The organism is Amycolatopsis sp. w19 (genome assembly GCF_051373225.1).
Lineage (GTDB): Bacteria > Actinomycetota > Actinomycetes > Mycobacteriales > Pseudonocardiaceae > Amycolatopsis > Amycolatopsis japonica.
Genome location: NZ_JBPQFM010000003.1, coordinates 221,350 through 240,325, shown reverse-complemented (window position 1 = coordinate 240,325; position 18,976 = coordinate 221,350). Strand labels below are relative to the sequence as shown.

Below are 18,976 nucleotides of genomic sequence, written 5' to 3'. Positions count from 1 at the left end.
CCGACGTCCACACCTCAGCGAGGAGGAGTGCATGAATCGCCGCAAGCCACTCCGGGCCCTGGCGGCCCTCGTCATCGCGACCACCGCACTGGGCGTCCTGCCCGCCGCGGAAGCCGCGCCACTCCCGTCCGACCACGCCTACGACGACCCGTTCACCGCCGACCGGACGCGCTGGTGGCGCGACGACCGCTTCGGCCAGTTCATCCACTTCGGCGCGTACTCACAGCTCCAGGGGAAGTACATCCGCCCCGATGGAAGCGTTTGCCAGGACGCCGAATGGATCCAACGGAACTGCCAGATCCCGCGCGCCGAATACGAGCAGATCGCCGCGAAGTTCAACCCTGCCGGCTTCGACGCGAACGCCATCGCGCAGTCGGCGAAGGACGCCGGGCAGAAGTACGTGGTGATCACGTCGAAGCATCACGAGGGCTACGCGATGTGGCCGACGAAGGTCAACAAGTTCAACCTCCGCGACCACTCGGCGTTCGACAAGAAGCGCGACATCCTCGCCGAACTGAAACGCGCGACGGCCGCGCGCGACGTCAAACTCGGCTTCTACTACTCGATCTGGGATTGGCACGACCCGGACTTCCCGGACCCCGCGACGTTCCCGAAGTACAAGGAGCGGATGTACGCCCAGCTCAAGGAACTCGTCGGCAACTACCACCCGGCGGTGCTGTGGTTCGACGGCGAATGGAGCACCGACCGGCCCAACAACCCTTGGACGGAAAGGGACGGCGAGGAGCTGGAGGCCTACGTCCGCAGCCTCGATCCGTCCATTGTGGTCAACAACCGCGTCGGCAAACGGCGGGTGGTCGACGGCGACACGGGCACGCCGGAACAGGAGATCCCGGACAAGCCGGTCGACGGGCAGCTGTGGGAATCGTGCATGACCCTCAACGGCAGCTGGGGTTACACCGATTGGGACCACAACTGGAAATCCTCGGCCGATCTGACCAGGAAACTGCTCTCGATCGCCGGCCGTAGCGGGAACTTCCTGCTCAACGTCGGCCCCGATCGCAACGGCCGGGTGCCGCGGGAATCCATCGACAGGCTGAAGCAGATGGGCCAGTGGCTGCGGACGAACGGCCAGTCCTCGGCCGTTTACGGCGCGGGCGCGCCGGGCCTGGTCGCAGAACCGGGCTGGGGTGTCGTCAGCCGTCGCGGCGACAAGCTGTACGCGTCGGTGTTCGATTGGCCCGCTTCGGGCGGTTCGCTGACACTCGACGCGTTGGCGCCTTTCCGCGTCCGCGACGCACAGGTGCTCGGCAGCCGTCAGCGCGTGCGGGTCGAGCAGTCGCCAGGAAGCGTGAAACTCACGCCGGCGGGCAGCCGGACGAACGACATCGCGACCGTCATCGAGCTGAGTGTCGACCCGCTGCCGCAGGCGCCTGTCGGACGCGGGACCGGGTTGACCGCCGAATACTGGCCGAACGCGGACTTCACCGGGACGCCGACGGTGCGGCGGGTCGAGCCGGGCGTGAACCACAACTGGAAGTTCACCGGCTCACCGGACGCGAAGATCCCGGCGGAGACCTTCTCGTCGCGCTGGACCGGGCAGGTCACCGCGCGCGACACCGGGAAGTACACGTTCACCACGGTCTCGGACGACACCGTGCGGCTGTGGGTCGACGGGAAACTCCTGATCGACAACACCACACCCCACGGGCCCAGTGTCGACAAAGCGACTCTCGACCTGGTCGCCGGGCGGTCGTACGCGATCCGGCTCGAACACACCGAACGCGGCGGGGAGGCGTCGATGAAGCTGCTGTGGTCGAGCCCGAACACTCCGCAGCAAGTGATCCCGGCGCGTCAGTTGCACCCGGCCGGCTGACGCGTGCCTGTACCCGGAACTCGCGTGTTTCCAGCCGGATCACGCGAGTTCCGGCTCCAATCACACGAGTTCGGCCTCCAATCACACGAGTTACGTCTTCGATCACGCGAGTTCGGCCTTACATGCCACCCGGTCGGCTGATCCCCGCAAGATCGAAAGGCCAGACGTCGCGAAGGGGACTTTCCCCTCGTCCAATGCGGGGAAAGTCCCCTTCACCCGCACTCCGGGGCGCGAAGTGACGTTGCGAAAGCGACCACACGCTTATCCCCCGCTTACCCCCTCCCGGGGCAGACTGGCCAGGTGAGAGTGCTGGTGGTGGAAGACGAGCGGCTCCTGGCGGACACGATCGCCGAGGGCCTGCGACGGTTCTCCATGGCCGTCGACGTCTGCTACGACGGCGCGCAGGCCCTGGACCGGGTGGGGGTGCACGGCTACGACGTCGTCGTGCTCGACAGGGACCTCCCCGTCGTGCACGGCGACGAAGTCTGCGCCGCGGTGATCGGGACCGGCGGCGAGGCCCGGGTCCTCATGCTGACGGCCGCGGCCGACGTCAACGACCGGGTCGCCGGGCTGGGCCTCGGCGCCGACGACTACCTGACGAAACCGTTCGCGTTCGCCGAACTCGTCGCCAGGGTGCAGGCGCTCTCGCGGCGCGCGCGGCCGGCGTTGCCGCCGGTGCTGGAACGCGGCGGCGTCGTCCTCGACCTGCCCCGGCACCAGGCATCCCGCGACGGCCGGTTCCTTCCCTTGTCCCCCAAGGAATTCGCCGTCTTGGAGGTGCTCATGCGCGCCGAGGGGACCGTGGTCAGCGCGGAAGAACTGCTGGAGAAGGCGTGGGACGAACACGCCGACCCGTTCACGAACGCCGTCCGCGTGGCGATGATGACGTTGCGGCGCAAGCTCGGCGAACCGCCGCTGATCGAGACCGTGCCCGGCGCGGGTTACCGGTTCGGGTCGTGAAACCGCTCCGGCTCTCCGTCCGCACCAAGCTGACGGCGCTCTACGGCGGCGCGTTCCTGATCGTCGGGCTCGCCCTGCTCATCGTCAACTACCTGTTGGTGAGCTCGACCCTGCCGGATACGGCGGCGTTCGCGAACGGAGCGACCGCGGGCGCCCAGATCGAGGTCGCCAGGGCGTATCCGATGGACACGACGAGCATCCTCCCCGCCGAACGAGCCCAGGCCACGCAACTGGTCGCGACGTCGATCACCGAATACCGCTCGGACGTCCTTTCGACCCTGCTGTGGCAATCGCTGGTGGCTTTGGCGATCGCCGGCGCGCTCGCGGTGCTGCTCGGCTGGCTGATGGCGAGCCGCGTACTGCGGCCGCTGCACGCGATCACTTCCACGGCACGGAAACTCGAGGTCGAAAACCTCGACCGGCGCATCGACCTCGACGGCCCCGACGACGAACTCAAGGAACTCGCGGACACCTTCGACGGCATGCTCGACCGGCTCGCCGTGTCGTTCGACAGCCAGAAACGCTTCGTCGCCAACGCTTCCCACGAACTGCGGACCCCGCTCGCGGTGCAGCGGACGCTGGTCGAGGTCGCGATGGCCGACCCCGGCGCGAGCCCCGAGGTCCGGAAACTCGGCGAACATCTGATCTACACCAACGAACGCAGCGAACGGATGATCGAAGGCCTGCTCGTGCTCGCCCGCAGCGACCGCGGCCTGGCCGCGCGAGCCCCCGTGCGGCTGGACGAGGTCGCGGCGACGGTGATCCGGTCGGCGTCGGCCATGGCCGAGGAGGCGGGGGTCACGGTGGAGTCGCGGCTGCGGCCGCGGACGGTGTCCGGCGATCCCGTGCTGCTGGAACGGCTGGTCACGAACCTCGTGCACAACGCCATCACCTACAACCGCCAGGGCGGCTGGATCCACGTCGACATCGGCGGCGATCCGGCGCTGGTGGTGCGCAACACCGGCCCGCAGGTGCCGCTGGACGCCGTACCCGCCCTGTTCGAGCCGTTCCGCCGGCTTTCGGGCGACCGCACCGGCGACTCCCGCAACGCCGGGCTCGGCCTGTCGATCGTCCGGTCCATCGCGAAGGCGCACGGTGGGACCGCGGGCGCGGAACCGGGCGGCCGCGGCGGCGGACTGGTCGTCCGGGTGCGGCTGCCGTAGATTCCCCCGATCGTGACTGTGCGTGTCCGGCGCGTCACGCGGCAAGCCGCCCGTCGCTCCCGCAGAATTCCCCTTGCCGTCATGAACAAAATAGTGAGCAGGACACATGACATCGGCGCGCCTCACACGTCAAGGCGACGCGCCGTTTTAACGTGGACACCCACAAAGGTGAAGAATCGGGGAGGCGAGAATGCGAGCGCTACGGGTGGTCGGGCTGCACGAGGACGGTAAGTCCATCGTGTGCGAAGACCCGGCGAGCCGCACGCGCTTCCTGCTCCCCGCGGATGAGAGGCTGCGAGCGGCGGCGAGGGGTGACATCACCCGCCTCGGCCAGATCGAAATCGAGTTGGAGAGCCAAATGCGGCCACGCGAGATCCAGGCACGAATCCGGGCCGGTGAGTCCGTGGAGCAGGTCGCGAGCAGCGCCGGCGTCACCGTGCAGCGCGTCGAGCGGTTCGCGTACCCCGTCCTGCTCGAACGATCCCGCACCGCCGAGCTGGCCCAGCGGGCGCATCCGGTCCGCGAGGACGGCCCCGACGTCCAGACCCTCGGCGAGGTCGTCGCGCACTCCTTCGGGCAGCGCGGTCACGACTACAGCCAGGCGACCTGGGACTCCTGGCGAGGCGACGACGGCAAGTGGGTCGTCGTGCTGAGCTGGAAGGCCGGCCGTTCGGACAACCGCGCGCACTGGGCGTTCGCACCCGGCGCGCACGGCGGCACCGTGCAGGCCCTCGACGAGAACGCCGAAGTCCTGCTCAACCCCAACGCCTACCGTGCCCCGCGCACGGTGCGGGCACTCGAGCCCGGCAGGGACGCGGTCGTCCAGCCGACCCTGGATTCGGTCCCGGACGAGCCGGTCGCGAAGGTGATCGACGCGCCGATAGCCGAGCCCGAAGAAGATGCCGAGCCACCACTTCCGGCTGACGAGCCGGAGGAAGTGGCCGAACCCGCTCCACGGGCGAAGGGGAAGAAGAACCACCCCATCGTTCCATCCTGGGAAGACGTCCTCCTGGGCGTCCGATCGCAACGAGGTTGAATCCGCACGTAGTGGCCCCTTCCGGTGGAGGGGCCATTACGTGCGTCCGGGGACCTGCGCGATCAGGGATTTCGGCGCCACGAGGCAGTACGCGTCGGTGACGATCTGTCCGATCTCGGCCCAGTCGACGTCGGTGTCCAGCCGCACCCCGAGCCATCCCCGATGGCCGACATACGGCGGCCGGAAGAACCGCTCCGGCTCGGCGCCCACCAGCTCCTCCTGCGCCCCGGGCGGCGCCGGGCACCAGAAGGCGACCTTGTCGTCGTGATGACGGTCCGCGTACATGACGAACGTCTTCTTGCCTCGCACGAACCAGGTCGGCTCGCCGTGACTGAGCCGCTCGGAGGTTTCCGGCAGCGCGAGACAGAGCCGTCTGAGTGAATCGAGCGGATCTCCGGCCATGGATCTCAGTATTCCTAGAAAACGACGATCAGCACGCCGATCCACGCGATCACGATCCCCGCGGCCGCGCCGAACGACGCCCACCGCACGATCGGCACCCGCCGCGCGAGCCACAGCGACGGCGTGATCCCGGCGGTCACGACGGCGGACGCGAGCAGCGCGAGCCAGCCGTTGGTCTCACGCGCGAGGGTGTTCGCCAGCGCCAGCATCGCCACGACGACCACGGCCGCGACGAACGCCGAGACCGTCAGCCCGGTCAGCCACGGTGTCGGCTCCCCGGCCGGGTCCGGGGTGCCGAAGAGGCGCCGCGCGAGTTCGCTGCGGGGTGCGGGGGCGGGCGGGTCGATGATGACGCCGTCGCCGGACACGGGGTCGACGAACCGCACCGACGTGCCCATCGTGGCGGCGACCCGCTGGGCGAGCTGGCGGCCTCGCTGGGAGACCACGGAAGCGGCTTCGGTGCCGGAGGAGCCGACGGCGGAGGCGACCCTGGCCCATTCGTGCAACGCCTGGGCGAGATCCGAACCGATCGCGAGTGAGTGCGGGTCCACCTCGCGCGCGCTTTCGCCGCCCGGCCCGGCCAGCACCGCGCGTCCCTCACGGATCCGCAATTCCATCGGTTCTCCTCGTGATCGCTCGGGTGCTCACGATAGCGGTGGACGCGTCTCGTAGAACGCGATCGCGCCCGCCGTGGCGACATTCAGCGAATCGACGCCTTCCGGCATCGGGATCCGCACCGCGACGTCGGCGGCGGCGATGGCCTCGCCGGTCAGGCCGGGGCCCTCCGCGCCCAGCATCAACGCGACCTTCCCCGGTGTCTGGTCCCGTAACTGGCGCAGCGAAACGGAATCCGCACGAGGAGTCAGGGCCGCGATGCGGAAACCGCGGTCCCGCAGCGATTCCAGGCCACCGGGCCAAGACCCGAAGGTGGCGAACGGGACGCGCAGGACGTGCCCCATCGAGACGCGGACACTGCGCCGGTACAGCGGGTCCGAGCAGCCGGCGCCGAGCAGGATCCCGTCGACGCCGAGCGCGGCCGCGTTGCGGAACAACGATCCGAGGTTCTCGTGGTCACCGACGCCTTCCAGGATCGCGAGCACCCGTGCGCCGTCGATGACGTCTTCGACCGACGGCGGCGGAACCGGCCGGTCGGCGACGGCCAGGATCCCGCGGTTCAGGTGGAATCCGACCACGTCGGCCATCGTCTCGGCCGAAGTCACGTAACCGGGGACGTCGACCGCGTCCAGGGCTTCGCCCAATTCGTGGAATCGCCGCTCCACACCGAGAAGGGAACGGACCGGATAGCGGGATTTCAGCAACCGCTCGACCACGACGGTGCCCTCGGCGATCACAAAGCCACGCCCACCCGGCCTATCGGGACGCCGATCGGCTGTGGACAAGTCGCGGAAATCGTCGAGCCGCGGGTCGTCACGGTCGTCGATGGTGATCAGTTCAGCCACCCGGAGAGTGTGTCATCCGCCCGCTGCGCGGTGTTTGCGTCCGAACGTCGACGGGTAGGTGGTACGAACGGAGGTATTTTGCTGTCAGTTAACCCCTAGTGACAGAGAGCACCAGTTTGGCCGCTAGCCGGGCGACAGCGATGCGTGAAACCGTTGGGCCGCCTGGCAGTCCCGCCTGGATCCCGCGGAGCGTGGCCAATGAGGAGCTCGACGAACATGGGTAAGAATCTTTCGGCGGACCCCTGTGAACCCCAGGATCGCGGACGTTACCGCCGGAAGGTCCAGCGTTGCCTCGACACCTTGGCCCGAATGCTCACCGATGGGAGTTTTTCCTTCCCGCGCAAGAACATCGGGCTCGAAGTCGAGCTGAACCTCGTCGACGCGGAGATGCGCCCGTCGATGACGAACACGACGGTGCTCGAGGCGCTGAACGACCCGTCGTTCACCACCGAGCTCGGCCAGCACAACCTGGAGCTCAACGTGCCGCCGCGGCCGCTGGCCGGCGAATCCGCGCTGCAGCTGGAGGAGGACCTCAACGCGTATCTGGGCGCCGCGTCGCGCAAGGCCGAGGAATCCGGCGCCTCGCTGGCGATGATCGGCATCCTCCCGACGCTGCGGCACGAGCACTTCGACCAGAAGTGGCTCACCAACAACGCCCGTTATTCGTTGCTCAATGACCGGATCTTCGCCGCTCGCGGCGAGCGCACGGTCCTCTCGATGGAGGGCGCGCCGCTGCCGGGCAGGCAGCCCGAGCGGCTGCGCAGCTACTCCGAATCGATCCTCCCCGAGGCCGCGTGCACCTCCGTCCAGCTGCATCTGCAGGTCGCGCCGGAGGAGTTCGCGGCGCATTGGAACGCGGCGCAGGCGCTGGCAGGCGTCCAGGTCGCCGTCGGCGCGAATTCGCCGTTCCTGCTCGGCAAGGCGCTCTGGCACGAGACCCGGATCCCGCTGTTCCTGCAGGCCACGGACACCCGGCCCGAAGAACTGAAGAACCAGGGCGTGCGGCCGAGGGTGTGGTTCGGCGAGCGGTGGATCACGTCGATCTTCGACCTGTTCGAGGAGAACGTCCGGTACTTCCCCGGCCTCCTGCCCGAGACCGATCGTGAGGATCCGATCGAGGCGCTCGACTCCGGGCAGGCGCCGAAACTCACCGAGCTGCGGATGCACAACGGCACCGTCTGGCGCTGGAACCGGCCGGTGTACGACGTCGTCGACGGCCTTCCGCATCTGCGGGTGGAGAACCGCGTGCTGCCCGCCGGCCCGACCGTCGTCGACATGGTCGCGAACGCCGCCTTCTTCTACGGCGCGCAGCGGGCCCTCGCCGAGGCCGACCGTCCAGTGTGGACACAGATGTCGTTCCAGGCCGCCGAGGAGAACATGTACGCGGGCGCGCGCCGGGGTTTCGACGCGCAGCTGTACTGGCCGGGTATCGGCTGGATCCCGCCGGACGAGCTGGTTCTGCGGGTCCTGCTGCCGCTGGCGCACGAGGGACTGCGCCGGTCGGACGTTTCGGACGAGGCAAGAGAGCGCTATCTGGGCATCATCGAGCAGCGGTGTCTCACCAGGCGGACCGGCGCGGCGTGGCAGCGGGAGTACGTCCTGCGCGCGGAGGAGCGCGGCGCCGAACGGGAGACCGCGCTGAACCGGATGCTGGGCCGGTATCTGGAGCTGTCCGCCACGGAGACGCCGGTGCACACCTGGCCACTGGAGGCTTAGGGGGTGCCTCTCAAACCGAGGCTCGGCTGGGCCGTGAGGACACGCGCGCGCGTTTCTTTTCGGCCGGAGGCCTCGGATTTGCGGAGGTGGGCCGCTGTCACGGCCGGGTGAGTGACCAGCTGACGCCGCGGCCCGGCTACGGAAATCCGAAAGCGCGCTTTGAGACACCGGGTTTAGAGTTTCCTTCCAGGGAGGTGGCTCGTGCCCAAGATCATCGGCCGCTCGCTGGAGGAGCACCGGCGCGAGGTCCGCAGCAGGGTGTTCGACGTCCTGCGCGGCCAGCTGTACGAACGCGGGTTCGACGCGATCACGCTCGCCGGTGTCGCCGCCGAAGCGGGCCTCGGCCGGACGGCGATGTACAACCACTTCCCCGACAAGGAAAGCCTGCTGGTGGCCTTCGTCGAGGACGAGGCGACGCGGTACGTCGAACGGCTGACGGCGGCCGTCGCGACCGCCGACACCCCGGTCGGGAAGCTTTCGACGTTCGTCCGGCTCCAGCTGCGGGTGCTCGCCGAGTACCACCTGCCGCCGGGGACGGCGCTCGCGTCGGCGCTGGCGCCCGCCGCGTACCGGCGGATCAGCGCGCATGCCGATCCGATCACCGGCCAGCTGCGGGAGATCCTCGCGGAGGGCGTACCGGACGAGGATCCGGACGTCCTGATCCCGATGATCACCGCCGCGCTCGGCAGCCGTCAGGTGGTCGACGTGCCACCCGAACGGCTGGACGACGCGATCGAGGGAGCCGTGCGCTTCGTGCTCAGAGCGGTCGGGATGTCGGAAAACCCGTAAATTAGGGTAGCCTAACCCGCAGTTGTGCCTTACGCTCTTTCTGACAGCATGTCAGATCGATGCTTGGAGGCTCTGTCCATGCCGGTGACCACCGACGTCGAATCCGGGCCGTTCTCCGCGGCCCTGCGCGCCTCCACCCTGCCCGCCCACGAGCGGGCCAACCACTCCGAGTACATGAACGCGCTGCTCGGCGGCGAGCTCACGCGCGACGGGTACACGCGGCTGGCGATCCAGTACTACTTCATCTACCAGGCGATCGAGCAGGCCGCCGACAAGCTGGCGAAAGACCCGGTGGCGGGCAAGTTCGTCTTCGAGGAGCTGCGGCGGCTGCCCAGCCTCGAACGCGACCTCGAACACCTCGTCGGCCCGGACTGGCGCGAGACCGTCCGGCCGCTGCCCTCGACGGAGCGTTACGCGCGGCGCGTGGCCGAGGCGTCGGACTGGTCCGGCGGATTCGTCGCCCACCACTACACGCGCTACCTCGGCGACATCGCCGGCGGTCAGGTCATCCGGCGGCTGCTGGAGCGCAAGTACGAGCTCAACGAGGCGGGGTCGCTGTTCTACCACTTCGACCAGCTGGGCAGCGCTCCGAAGTTCCGGGACAACTACCGCGAACAGCTGAACGCGGCGCCGTGGAGCGAGGACGAACGCGCGCGGCTGATCGAGGAGGCCATCGCGGCCTTCGAGTGCAACATCGCGGTGTTCGACGAGCTGGCGAGCGAGCTGGACGAGTACCGGGCCGCCTGACCTCGTGCGTCCGGTCGCGGGGTAGGGCCGGCCCCACCCCGCGATGGGCGGCCCGCCGGATCCCCTCACCCCGGGGAAATCCCTAACTTTCCAGGTATGTTCCGAATCGCGGCCACCGCCGCCCTGCTGACCGTCGCGACGGTCCTGACCGCTCCCGCCGCCCAAGCGGCGACGACCCCCGCTTCGGCGGCCGGAGTCTTCGACGAGATCCTTCCGCGAAGCCTTGCCGAGCACCACATCCCCGGCGCCGCCGTAGTGGTCGTCGAAGGCGGCAAGACGGTGTTCTCGGCGGGTTATGGGGCGTCCTCAGTGGACACCCAGACCAAGGTCGACCCCGAGCGCACCGGGTTCCTGATCAACTCCGTCGGCAAGTCGATCGCCGCGACGGCCGCGATGCAGCTCGTCGAACAGGGCAAGCTCGCACTGGACGCCGACGTCAACACGTACCTGAAATCGTTCAAGATCCCCGAAACCTTCCCCGGCCGCCCGGTCACCCTGTCCTCCCTGCTCACCCACACCGCGGGCTTCGAAGACCGCGTGTACCGGATGTTCACGCCACGGGAAGAGAAACTGCCGACGCTCGCGGAGCACCTCGCGGCCGAGATGCCCACCCGGATCCGCCCGCCCGGCGAGGTCGCCCTCTACTCGAACTACGGCTACGCGCTGGCCGGGCATCTCGTCGAGCTCGCGTCAGGACAGTCCTATTCGGACTATGTGCGGCAACACATCTTCGAACCGTTGGGGATGAAGGACAGCAGCGTCGCCCAGCCCACGCCTGATGTCCCGCCGGCGACCGGCTACCGCTGGGACGGGTCCGCGCAGGTCGTGCCGCCCGCCAACTTCGGCCCCGAACCGCCCGCGGGCGACGGGAACGTCGCGACTCCCGCCGACATGGGCCGCTACCTGTCCGCGAACCTCGTCCCCGGCGCGTTCAGCCGCCCGCTGCTCGACCAGCTGCACGGAGCGCGGTTCCGCAACGATCCGCGCCTGCCCGCGATGGGTTTCGGTTTCTCCGAGCGGTATCTGAACGGCCTGCGCCTGGTGGAGAAGACCGGTGACTCACCGGGTTTCTTCAGCGTGCTGGAACTCGTGCCGGAGAAGAACACCGGCGTGTACCTGGCGTTCAACGGCGGTGCGTTCTCCGGCGACGCCGCCGCGGTGACCGCCGAGGTGCTGAAAGCCTTCGTCGACCGGCTACAGCCCGCCACGCCCGTCCTCGCTCCCGTGAAGCTCGCGGGTGATGTCTCGAGGTTCGAGGGCAGCTACAACAACACCCGGCTGGACTACGACAGCTTCACCAAGGTCCGTGCGCTCGCGGGCGGTGTCACGGTGACCGCGGACGGCGACGGCGCGCTGACGACTTCCGGCCTCGGAGAGGGGACCCGGCGCTGGACACAGACCGAACCGGGGCTGTTCACCGACGCCGCCGGTGAGCGCATCGCGTTCCGCGAGTCCGGCGAGGAGGTCCTGCTCTTCGCGGGCGACGACCCGAACTCCTCCTACGAACGGGTGTCCTGGCTCGGCTCGCCCTCCACCCACCTGCTGATCCTCGGTGTCGCGCTGCTGCTCCTCCTGGGCGCGCTGGTGTGGTGGCCGATCCGCGCGCTCGTCCGGCGCGGCCGGGAGCGGAACCCGCCGGGCGCCCGGTTCGCGACCGTCGCCGCCTGGTCCGCGGCGCTGGCCGTCCTGCTGTTCACGACCGGTTTCGCCCTGCTCATGAGCGATCTGAGCGCCGCCGCCGTCGCGCTGACGTCCGGGCACTCGCCGTTGCTGAGCGTCACCTTGCTCCTGCCGAACGCCGTCCTGCTCCTGACCGGCGCGGCCGTCGTCTGCGCGGTGCTCGCCTGGGCCCGCGGCTGGTGGACCACGCCCGCCAGGATCACCTACACGGTGGTTTCCGTTGCCCTGCTCGCCTTCCTCGGCGTCATCGCCTCCTATCACCTGGTGGGACTGCCCTACCTGGCTTGATGACCGCCGTCACATCGCCTTGACCTCCAGCTAACTGGAGCTAGCAGGGTGGGTTTCAGGCGGTGGCCCCACCGGGTACAGCCGCTACGAACGGGTCGTTCCACCTGGGGAGAAACGCGGCGCCCCCGGTCGCCGCAAACGGGTGAAGACGACTAAGTTCGTCCTTGGAAACTTGTGTCGAAGACAGAAGGAGGGCCGATGGCCCGCTACGTGCTCCCCGATCTCGACTATGACTACAGCGCTCTGGCGCCGCACATCTCGGGCGAGATCAACGAGCTGCACCACAGCAAGCACCACGCGACCTACGTCAAGGGCGCGAACGACACGCTCGACAAGATCGCCGAGGCCCGCGAGGCCGGCAACTTCGGTGACATCGTCGGCCTGCAGACCACGCTGGCGTTCCACCTCGCCGGGCACGCCAACCACGTCGTGTGGTGGAAGATCCTCTCCCCGGAAGGCGGCGACAAGCCGACCGGCGAGCTGGCCTCCGCGATCGACGAGGCGTTCGGCTCCTTCGACAAGTTCAAGGCGCAGTTCACCGCGGTCGCCACCACGATCCAGGGCAACGGCTGGGCCGCGCTCTCCTGGGACCCGATCGGCAAGACGCTGATCACCCAGCAGCTGCGCGACCACCACAACAACCTGGTCCTCCCGACCACGCCGATCCTGCTGGTCGACGTCTGGGAGCACGCGTTCTACCTGGACTACAAGAACGTGAAGCCGGACTACGTCAAGGCGCTCTGGAACATCTTCAACTGGGCCGAGATCTCCAAACGGTTCGACAACGCCGTCGCCGGTGGCAACGGCCTGCTGCTCGGCTGACTTCTCGCCACGAAACGGGGCTCTCCTTCCGGGAGGGCCCCGTTCTTCGTTTCTTGACCTCCAGCCAAGTCGAGGTGTCAAGGTGGTCGCATGGACGTCGCCGCATACCTCGACCGACTCGGGCTCGACCGCCCCGCCGCCGCGGACGTCGCCGCGTTGCGGACGCTGCAGGAGCACCATCTCGCGGTGGTGCCGTTCGAGAATCTGAGCATCCACCTCGGCGAACCGATCGTCCTGGACGCCGAGACACTGTTCGACAAGATCGTGCGGCGGCGCCGTGGTGGCTTCTGTTACGAGCTGAACGGGCTCTTCGCCGCCTTGCTGGGCGAGCTGGGCTTCAACGTCACTCTGCAGGCCGCGAAGGTCTTCCGGCCGGACGGGACCCTCGGGCGGCCGTTCGACCACGCCGTCGTCCGTGTCGAGCTGGAGGAGCCGTGGCTGGCGGACGTCGGCTTCGGCCGGTTCAGCCGGTTCCCGCTGCGGCTGTCCGCCACCGAGGCGCAGGCCGACCCGGACGGCGAGTTCCTGGTGCTCGACGCGCCTTACGGCGACATCGACGTCCTCCAGGACGGCAAGCCCCAGTACCGGATCGAGCGGCGGCCGCGGGCGCTGGACGAGTTCGTCCCGACGGCGTTCTGGCAGGCGACCTCACCGGACTCGCATTTCACGCAGGGGCCGACCTGCTCGCTGCCGACCAAGCACGGCCGCGTCACGCTGGCGGGTGACAAGCTGATCGTCACCACCCACGGCGTCCGCACGGAGACCAGGCTTTCGGGTGACCAGGAGATCCTGGACGCGTATCGGAAGGAGTTCGGGATCGAACTCGACCGGTGCCTTGACCCGAGCGGCGCGGTCATCGACCATGAATCCTCCGGAATGAACGAAGCCCCGCCTCCGGGGGTGACCCGGTTGCGGGGCTTCGTCCGTTCCCGAACTGACTGCCGCTCCCACCACGAAGCGGACGTGTATGAGGTTAGCCTAACCTCATCTTCCCCGGCAAGGGGTTCGGTCGAGAGACGCCGATCTCACCCTTATGAGTGACTTGTCCCATGACTCTTCTCAGCGGCAAGGCCGTGGTGATCACCGGCTCCGGACAGGGCCTGGGCAGGGCTTTCGCGCACGATGCGGCCGCACAGGGCGCGGCGGTCGTGGTGAACGACGTGGAAGCGGGGATCGCGAACGAGGTCGCGCGGGAGATCCGCGCACTGGGCGGGCGGGCTGTGTCCCATGAGGGTTCGGTCGCCGACGCGGAGCAGGCCGCCGGACTGATCGACCGGTGCGTCGCCGAATTCGGACGCCTCGACGGCCTGGTCAACAACGCCGGCGTCAACTACCGGGCCGAGCCATGGGCGGCCGACCCCGCGCGGATGCGTGAAGTGGTCGAGGTCAACGTGCTCGGCCCGCTGTTCTGCGGGACCGCGGCGGCGAAGGTACTGCATGCCCAGGGCGGCGGCGTGATCGTGAACGTCGGCTCCGGCTCGATGATCGGCCAACGGCGCGCGGCCGCGTACTCGGCGTCGAAAGGCGCCGTCGCCTCCATGACCGCCTCGTGGGCGGTGGACCTGGCCGAACACGGCATCCGGGTCAACGCCGTCGCGCCGGTGGCCTGGACGCGGATGGCCCGGAACGATCCGAGCGTCGTCCAGACCCCTGAGCACACCCCGGAACGGGTGGCGCCGCTGGTGACGTACCTGCTCAGCGACCTCTCGGCGGGGATCACCGGGCAGATCCTCCGGTTCCGCGGCGACATCCTGTGCGTGCTGCGGCAAACCGCGATCAAGGACCCCGTGCTGGACCGGGACGGCTGGACCGTCGAAGACATCGCGGCGGCCTTGGACGGCGAGCTGCGGGAGGCGCTGGAACCGCCTCCGTCAGCGAGGTGGTCGTGAGTGGCCGCGCCTGGTCGAAAGTCCGTGAAGGCCTCCTTGAGGGACTCTGGGTCCCTCAAGGAGGCCTTCACGGACTGGGACACCCAGGCGTGGCGTGCGCGGAGGCGTGACTCGCGTGATCAGGGACGTGACTCGCGTGATCGGAGGCCGCTCGGGGTGTTCCGGCGCTGATCACGTGAGTTGCGGCTTCAATCACGTGAGTTGCGGCTTCAATCACGTGAGTGCGGTGCCACGGCGCCGGTGGTAATGCCACGTCACCGCCGCGAGCAGCGGTCCCCAAAGCACCAACGGCGCGTAGAGGACGACGACCAGCCAGTACGCCCAGGGCTCGCCCGCCATTTCACCGATGAAGGTCGTGTACACGAAGAAGCCTCCGTAGACCGTCGTGGCCAAAGCGCCGAGCGAGGAGACGACCACCACCTTGCGGGCGGAAACGGGTTTGCCGCCGACGAACGGAAGCCATCTCGGCCAGGTCTCGCCCCACGGCTGGATGAGACCGAGCGCCAGGAAGGCGACGGCTTCCGAGAACACGGCGAGGAACACGAGATAGAGCGAGCCCCAGCCGGGAGTGTTCAAGCTGTCCAATTCGGACTGAGCCAGCCCGAACGGGATCCCGACCGCGAGCCCCAGCCGCCAAAGGCCGGACGGGACGTTCACCAGTGCGACGGTGTGCGCCGACCACTTCGCCCATCCGGGCACTCCTGGAACGCTGCGAAACGCTGTGCTGTCCATGTCTTGAAGCCTCGTCGGACGCGCTTCGCGGCGGTTCCCTCCGGTGGTGCTTCGGGCTCCCCCACGAGAGGGGAACGCACCTGACTCGTGAGTGGTAAGGACGGTTCTAACCGTCCTTACCACTCACGAGCCTTTGGGCGTTTCACCGGACAGCGGGCGCCCGACGGACTAGCTTCACCCCCGTGGCCACCCCGAACGACTACCGCGCCATCGCGCGCAAGACCGACCGTCCGATGTGGATCTGGGCGGGCTGCGCGCTGGTCAGTGTGCTGCTGCTGTTCGGCGTCGGCATCGTCGTCGCGATCACCGTGCTGAACCAGGACGACGAGCCCGAAGCCGAGCTCCCCGCGACCTGGCCGTCCAGGTCCGGACAGGCGCTCCGCCCGGTCACGATGCCGACGGGCGAGATGGTGGCCGCGCTGACGGACGAAACCGCCGCGCAGGTGCTGTGCCAGGCGATCCCGGAGCAGCGCTGGGAGGAGATCCTCGGTGGCCGCACGCTTCGCGAGGCCGGCCAGTCCTGCCACGCGGTCACCGCGCAGCTCGACGTAAGCGCGCAGATGGCACCGGCGCTGCCGGACGACACGAGCCGCGGGCTGCCCACGAGGACCACGGTCGCGGGCAAGCTAGCGGTCATCGCCACGAACGAGGACGGCACCAGCCTGAGCGTCGAGCTCGTCGAAGTCGCGCCGCACAATGGCGCCTCGCCCGTGCTGCACGTCTCGATCCGCGGCAGGACCGTGAAGAGCCCGGAAACCGAGAAGAAGGCGAGAGCGCTCGCCGAAGCGCTGATCGCGGGCGCGATGCCGCCGGGGCCGAAGTTGCCGAAAATCGGCGAGAACGGCGAGATCCCGCTCGAGAAGACGGAACTCGGTCCGATCAAGGACAAGCCGCTGCCGGTGATCTCGTGGCTGCTGTGCGGAGAACTCGGCCGCGCGCTCGGCGTCCCGGCCGACACGGCGAAGCCGACGTTCTTCGCCGGATGCGAGCTGAACGGCGTGACCGCGGACTACAGCGAGCTGTCCACCGCCGTCGCCCCGACCACGACCGTCGCCGGGCTGCCTGCCCAAGTCGACGGACGAGGCGTCGTCGTGCAGCTCACCGGCGATCCGGCCGGGCAGACGCTCAAGTTCAAGGGCACCGGCGACCTCGTGGCCCTCGCCGAGAAGATGGTGCCGCCGCTGCTCGGCCGCTAGGCGCGGTAGTTCGACAAGAGGTCGCCGAGCAGCGTCTCGTATGCCGTCCGCTCGAAGCGGGCGCCGGTGAACCGGTACTCCTCCGGGTCGTCGAACGGCTCGTAGTCGGTTTGCCAGCCGAAGGCCCGCCACTCGACCACATCGTCGCCGAAGACGACTTCGACGCTGTAGGCACCACAGCCGAGATCGCCACACTGCGGACACATCAGCAGCGCGACCCGGCCGTCGTCGAAATCGCCCGGCAGGCGCCCCAGAAGACGGCGAAGCGTCTCGACCGCGGACTCGCGCCACCTGTCGTCGTCCAGGAACAACGGCGTCCGCTGCTCAGCGGGAACCATCGAGCGCAGCGCGACGCCGTCGATCGTCCAGTCGAGGAACCCGGTCCCCGACGGTTCGACGCCGAGCCGGTTCACACCCGTTCCCGTTTCAGCACGCGCAGACCGTTCCCGAACCGCCGCACCGGCAGGCTCACCCCGCCACGGCGGATCAGCACGACGGCGCACACCACCGCGGCGACCGCCGAGATCGCGCCGCCGATGTAGAACGGCGAGCGGCCGCCGAAGGCGTCGGCCATCCAGCCGGTCATCGGGCCGCCGATGGGGTTGCCGCCGATCAGCACCAGCACGTACAGGCCCATCACCCGGCCGCGCATCTCCGGGCTGACCGCGGTCTGCACGAGCGCGTTCGCCGTGTTCAGGAAGGTGATCGTGGCGAAGCCGAGCGGGATGAGCGCGAGGCCGAAGGTCAGGTACGTCGGCATGAACGCGGTGATCACCTCGAACGCGCCGAGCAGGAACGCCGAGATCAGCAGCAGCCGCACGCGCGGACCACTGCGGGTGTTGCGACGGGCCGACATCAGCGCGCCGGTGAAGGTGCCGACGGCGACCAGCGTCGACAGCAGACCGTAGCCGTCGGCGTCGGTGTGGAAGACGTTCGCGGCGACGATCGGCAGCGACGTGAAGTACGTGATGCCGAACGTGCTCACGAAGAACACCAGCACCATCACGGTCATCAGGTCACTGCGCCGCCGGACGTACCGCAGCCCCTCGACGAGCTGCCCCTTCTCGCGCGGGATGGCCGGGCCGCGGAAGAGCTTGTCCGGGTTCATCAGCACCAGCGCGGCGATGACGGCGCCCGTGCTCACCGCGTTCGCCATGAACAGCCAGCCGGTGCCGACCCAGGTGATCGCGAAACCCGCGATGGCGGGGCCGACGATCCGGGCCATGTTGAAGATCGACGAGTTGAGCGCGACGGCGTTGGTGACCTTGTCCCTGCCCACCATCTCGGCGACGAACGACTGCCGCGCGGGCACTTCCAGCGACGCCGTCACGCCGAGGGTGAAACAGAGGAGGTACACGTGCCAGAGCGCCGCGATCCCGCTCAGGTCGAGGGCGCCGAGGATCACCGCCTGCGTCAGGACGGCGATCTGGATACCGATCAGCAGCCGTCGTTTGTCGACGCGGTCGGCCAGCACACCCGCCCACAGCGAGAGGAACAGTGTCGGCGCGAACTGCAGCGCGACCGCGATGCCGAGCGCGATCGGGTCGTTGCCGCTGAGGGTGAACACCAGCCAGTCCTGAGCGATGCGCTGCATCCAGGTGCCGATGTTCGAGATGACCTGGCCGGTGAAGAAGAGCCGGTAGTTGCGGACCTTCAGCGAGGAGAACATGCTCCCGCGCGGCTTCTCGCGCGCGGGTGGTGGCGGTGGTGCGGGTTCCCGGGTAACGGTGGTCTTGGAAGGACACTGTGTTTCGTTACCCGTGGTCGTCACCGCTGTTAGTTCCCCGCCATCCTGTCGATGATCTCGGAGGCGCGAGAGAGCACTTCACGTTCTTCGGCGCTCAACTCCGCCAATTGCTTGTCCAGCCAGATCTCCCGCGCGGTGATCTGCTCGATCACGTAGGCCCGGCCGCGATCGGACAGTTCGACGATGGCCTGGCGGCCGTCCGTCGGATGCGGCCTGCGCTCGACGTAACCCATCTCCTCGAGCGCGGCGATCACCCTCGTCATCGAGGGCGGCTGGACGCCTTCCTTCGCGGCGAGCTGACCGGGGGTCAGCGCACCGCATTTGTGCAGCGTCGACAACGCGGACACCTGGGTCAACGAGATGCCGTCACCGGCACGCTGGGCCCGTAGCCGTCGATTGAGCCGCACCACCGCGAGACGCAGGCGGCTCGCCAGTGAGCGCTCGTGCGTGTCTCCGGACATATAGTTAGCATACCTCACGATCGGATCATCGGCCCGTGAGATCGCCCACGGATG

Annotated in this window: 18 protein-coding genes and 1 pseudogene; 12 read left to right on the top strand and 7 right to left on the bottom strand. The window is 68.6% G+C overall.

Annotated elements, in window-relative coordinates; all coding sequences use genetic code 11:
- The first annotated feature begins 31 nt into the window (after positions 1 to 31).
- The 4 genes from ACSMFO_RS08725 (at position 32) to sepH (ending at position 4,993) form a co-directional block, all read left to right on the top strand.
- Entirely contained in the window at positions 32 to 1,834 is a 1,803-nt protein-coding gene (locus tag ACSMFO_RS08725; RefSeq protein WP_436457901.1) for an alpha-L-fucosidase, read from the top strand.
- 300 nt (positions 1,835 to 2,134) lie between these two features.
- On the top strand, positions 2,135 to 2,794 hold the full coding sequence (locus ACSMFO_RS08720) for a response regulator transcription factor (protein ID WP_037348058.1): 660 nt from the start codon (positions 2,135 to 2,137) through the stop codon (positions 2,792 to 2,794).
- Positions 2,791 to 3,957, top strand: a complete 1,167-nt coding sequence (locus tag ACSMFO_RS08715; protein ID WP_436457899.1) for an ATP-binding protein — start codon at positions 2,791 to 2,793, stop codon at positions 3,955 to 3,957. Before ACSMFO_RS08720 ends, ACSMFO_RS08715 begins: the two co-directional genes overlap by 4 nt.
- Before the next feature lie 190 nt (positions 3,958 to 4,147).
- Positions 4,148 to 4,993 (top strand): septation protein SepH, encoded by an 846-nt coding sequence (gene sepH, locus ACSMFO_RS08710; protein WP_038507911.1) that lies wholly within the window; start codon positions 4,148 to 4,150, stop codon positions 4,991 to 4,993.
- A gap of 36 nt (positions 4,994 to 5,029) precedes the next feature.
- Here sepH and ACSMFO_RS08705 read toward each other — a convergent pair whose 3' ends face one another.
- From ACSMFO_RS08705 to ACSMFO_RS08695, 3 genes are read right to left on the bottom strand one after another with little or no spacing between them, the layout of a single operon-like run.
- Positions 5,030 to 5,395 carry an MmcQ/YjbR family DNA-binding protein gene (locus tag ACSMFO_RS08705; RefSeq protein WP_038507909.1) on the bottom strand — a complete coding sequence of 122 codons (366 nt, stop codon included), beginning with the start codon at positions 5,393 to 5,395 and terminating at the stop codon, positions 5,030 to 5,032.
- 14 nt (positions 5,396 to 5,409) lie between these two features.
- Positions 5,410 to 6,012, bottom strand: a complete 603-nt coding sequence (locus ACSMFO_RS08700; protein ID WP_038507907.1) for a DUF2537 domain-containing protein — start codon at positions 6,010 to 6,012, stop codon at positions 5,410 to 5,412.
- Between the two features lie 27 nt (positions 6,013 to 6,039).
- On the bottom strand, positions 6,040 to 6,855 hold the full coding sequence (locus ACSMFO_RS08695) for a TrmH family RNA methyltransferase (protein ID WP_436457896.1): 816 nt from the start codon (positions 6,853 to 6,855) through the stop codon (positions 6,040 to 6,042).
- 216 nt (positions 6,856 to 7,071) lie between these two features.
- Between ACSMFO_RS08695 and ACSMFO_RS08690 the strand changes: the two genes are divergently transcribed.
- The 7 genes and pseudogenes from ACSMFO_RS08690 to ACSMFO_RS08660 all read left to right on the top strand — a co-directional run bounded on the left by ACSMFO_RS08690 (position 7,072) and on the right by ACSMFO_RS08660 (position 14,786).
- Positions 7,072 to 8,571, top strand: a complete 1,500-nt coding sequence (locus tag ACSMFO_RS08690; RefSeq protein ID WP_436457894.1) for a glutamate-cysteine ligase family protein — start codon at positions 7,072 to 7,074, stop codon at positions 8,569 to 8,571.
- Between the two features lie 201 nt (positions 8,572 to 8,772).
- A complete protein-coding gene (locus ACSMFO_RS08685) occupies positions 8,773 to 9,360 on the top strand; it encodes a TetR/AcrR family transcriptional regulator (RefSeq protein WP_436457892.1) in 588 nt (195 codons plus the stop codon).
- Positions 9,361 to 9,438: 78 nt separating this feature from the next.
- Complete coding sequence (locus tag ACSMFO_RS08680) at positions 9,439 to 10,107, top strand: heme oxygenase (biliverdin-producing) (RefSeq protein ID WP_436457890.1); 669 nt, start codon at positions 9,439 to 9,441, stop codon at positions 10,105 to 10,107.
- Between the two features lie 96 nt (positions 10,108 to 10,203).
- Entirely contained in the window at positions 10,204 to 12,075 is a 1,872-nt protein-coding gene (locus ACSMFO_RS08675) for a serine hydrolase domain-containing protein (RefSeq protein WP_436457888.1), read from the top strand.
- Between the two features lie 198 nt (positions 12,076 to 12,273).
- Positions 12,274 to 12,897, top strand: a complete 624-nt coding sequence (locus ACSMFO_RS08670) for a superoxide dismutase (protein WP_016337537.1) — start codon at positions 12,274 to 12,276, stop codon at positions 12,895 to 12,897.
- Positions 12,898 to 12,987: 90 nt separating this feature from the next.
- A pseudogene (locus ACSMFO_RS08665) lies at positions 12,988 to 13,728 on the top strand (arylamine N-acetyltransferase family protein); the annotation flags it as partial.
- A 218-nt stretch (positions 13,729 to 13,946) separates the two neighbouring features.
- Positions 13,947 to 14,786: an SDR family NAD(P)-dependent oxidoreductase gene (locus tag ACSMFO_RS08660; RefSeq protein ID WP_436457886.1), complete on the top strand. Its 840-nt coding sequence runs from the start codon at positions 13,947 to 13,949 to the stop codon at positions 14,784 to 14,786.
- A gap of 213 nt (positions 14,787 to 14,999) precedes the next feature.
- Here ACSMFO_RS08660 and ACSMFO_RS08655 read toward each other — a convergent pair whose 3' ends face one another.
- Positions 15,000 to 15,518 (bottom strand): hypothetical protein, encoded by a 519-nt coding sequence (locus ACSMFO_RS08655; RefSeq protein ID WP_037335690.1) that lies wholly within the window; start codon positions 15,516 to 15,518, stop codon positions 15,000 to 15,002.
- Positions 15,519 to 15,700: 182 nt separating this feature from the next.
- Between ACSMFO_RS08655 and ACSMFO_RS08650 the strand changes: the two genes are divergently transcribed.
- Positions 15,701 to 16,714, top strand: a complete 1,014-nt coding sequence (locus tag ACSMFO_RS08650) for a hypothetical protein (RefSeq protein ID WP_436457884.1) — start codon at positions 15,701 to 15,703, stop codon at positions 16,712 to 16,714.
- Here the strand turns inward: ACSMFO_RS08650 and ACSMFO_RS08645 are convergent.
- The 3 genes from ACSMFO_RS08645 to ACSMFO_RS08635 all read right to left on the bottom strand — a co-directional run bounded on the left by ACSMFO_RS08645 (position 16,711) and on the right by ACSMFO_RS08635 (position 18,922).
- Complete coding sequence (locus ACSMFO_RS08645; RefSeq protein ID WP_436457882.1) at positions 16,711 to 17,127, bottom strand: hypothetical protein; 417 nt, start codon at positions 17,125 to 17,127, stop codon at positions 16,711 to 16,713. The genes ACSMFO_RS08650 and ACSMFO_RS08645 overlap by 4 nt on opposite strands.
- Positions 17,124 to 18,383, bottom strand: a complete 1,260-nt coding sequence (locus ACSMFO_RS08640; protein ID WP_436457881.1) for an MFS transporter — start codon at positions 18,381 to 18,383, stop codon at positions 17,124 to 17,126. Before ACSMFO_RS08640 ends, ACSMFO_RS08645 begins: the two co-directional genes overlap by 4 nt.
- 107 nt (positions 18,384 to 18,490) lie before the next feature.
- Positions 18,491 to 18,922: a MarR family winged helix-turn-helix transcriptional regulator gene (locus ACSMFO_RS08635; protein ID WP_016337543.1), complete on the bottom strand. Its 432-nt coding sequence runs from the start codon at positions 18,920 to 18,922 to the stop codon at positions 18,491 to 18,493.
- Between the last annotated feature and the right edge of the window lie 54 nt (positions 18,923 to 18,976).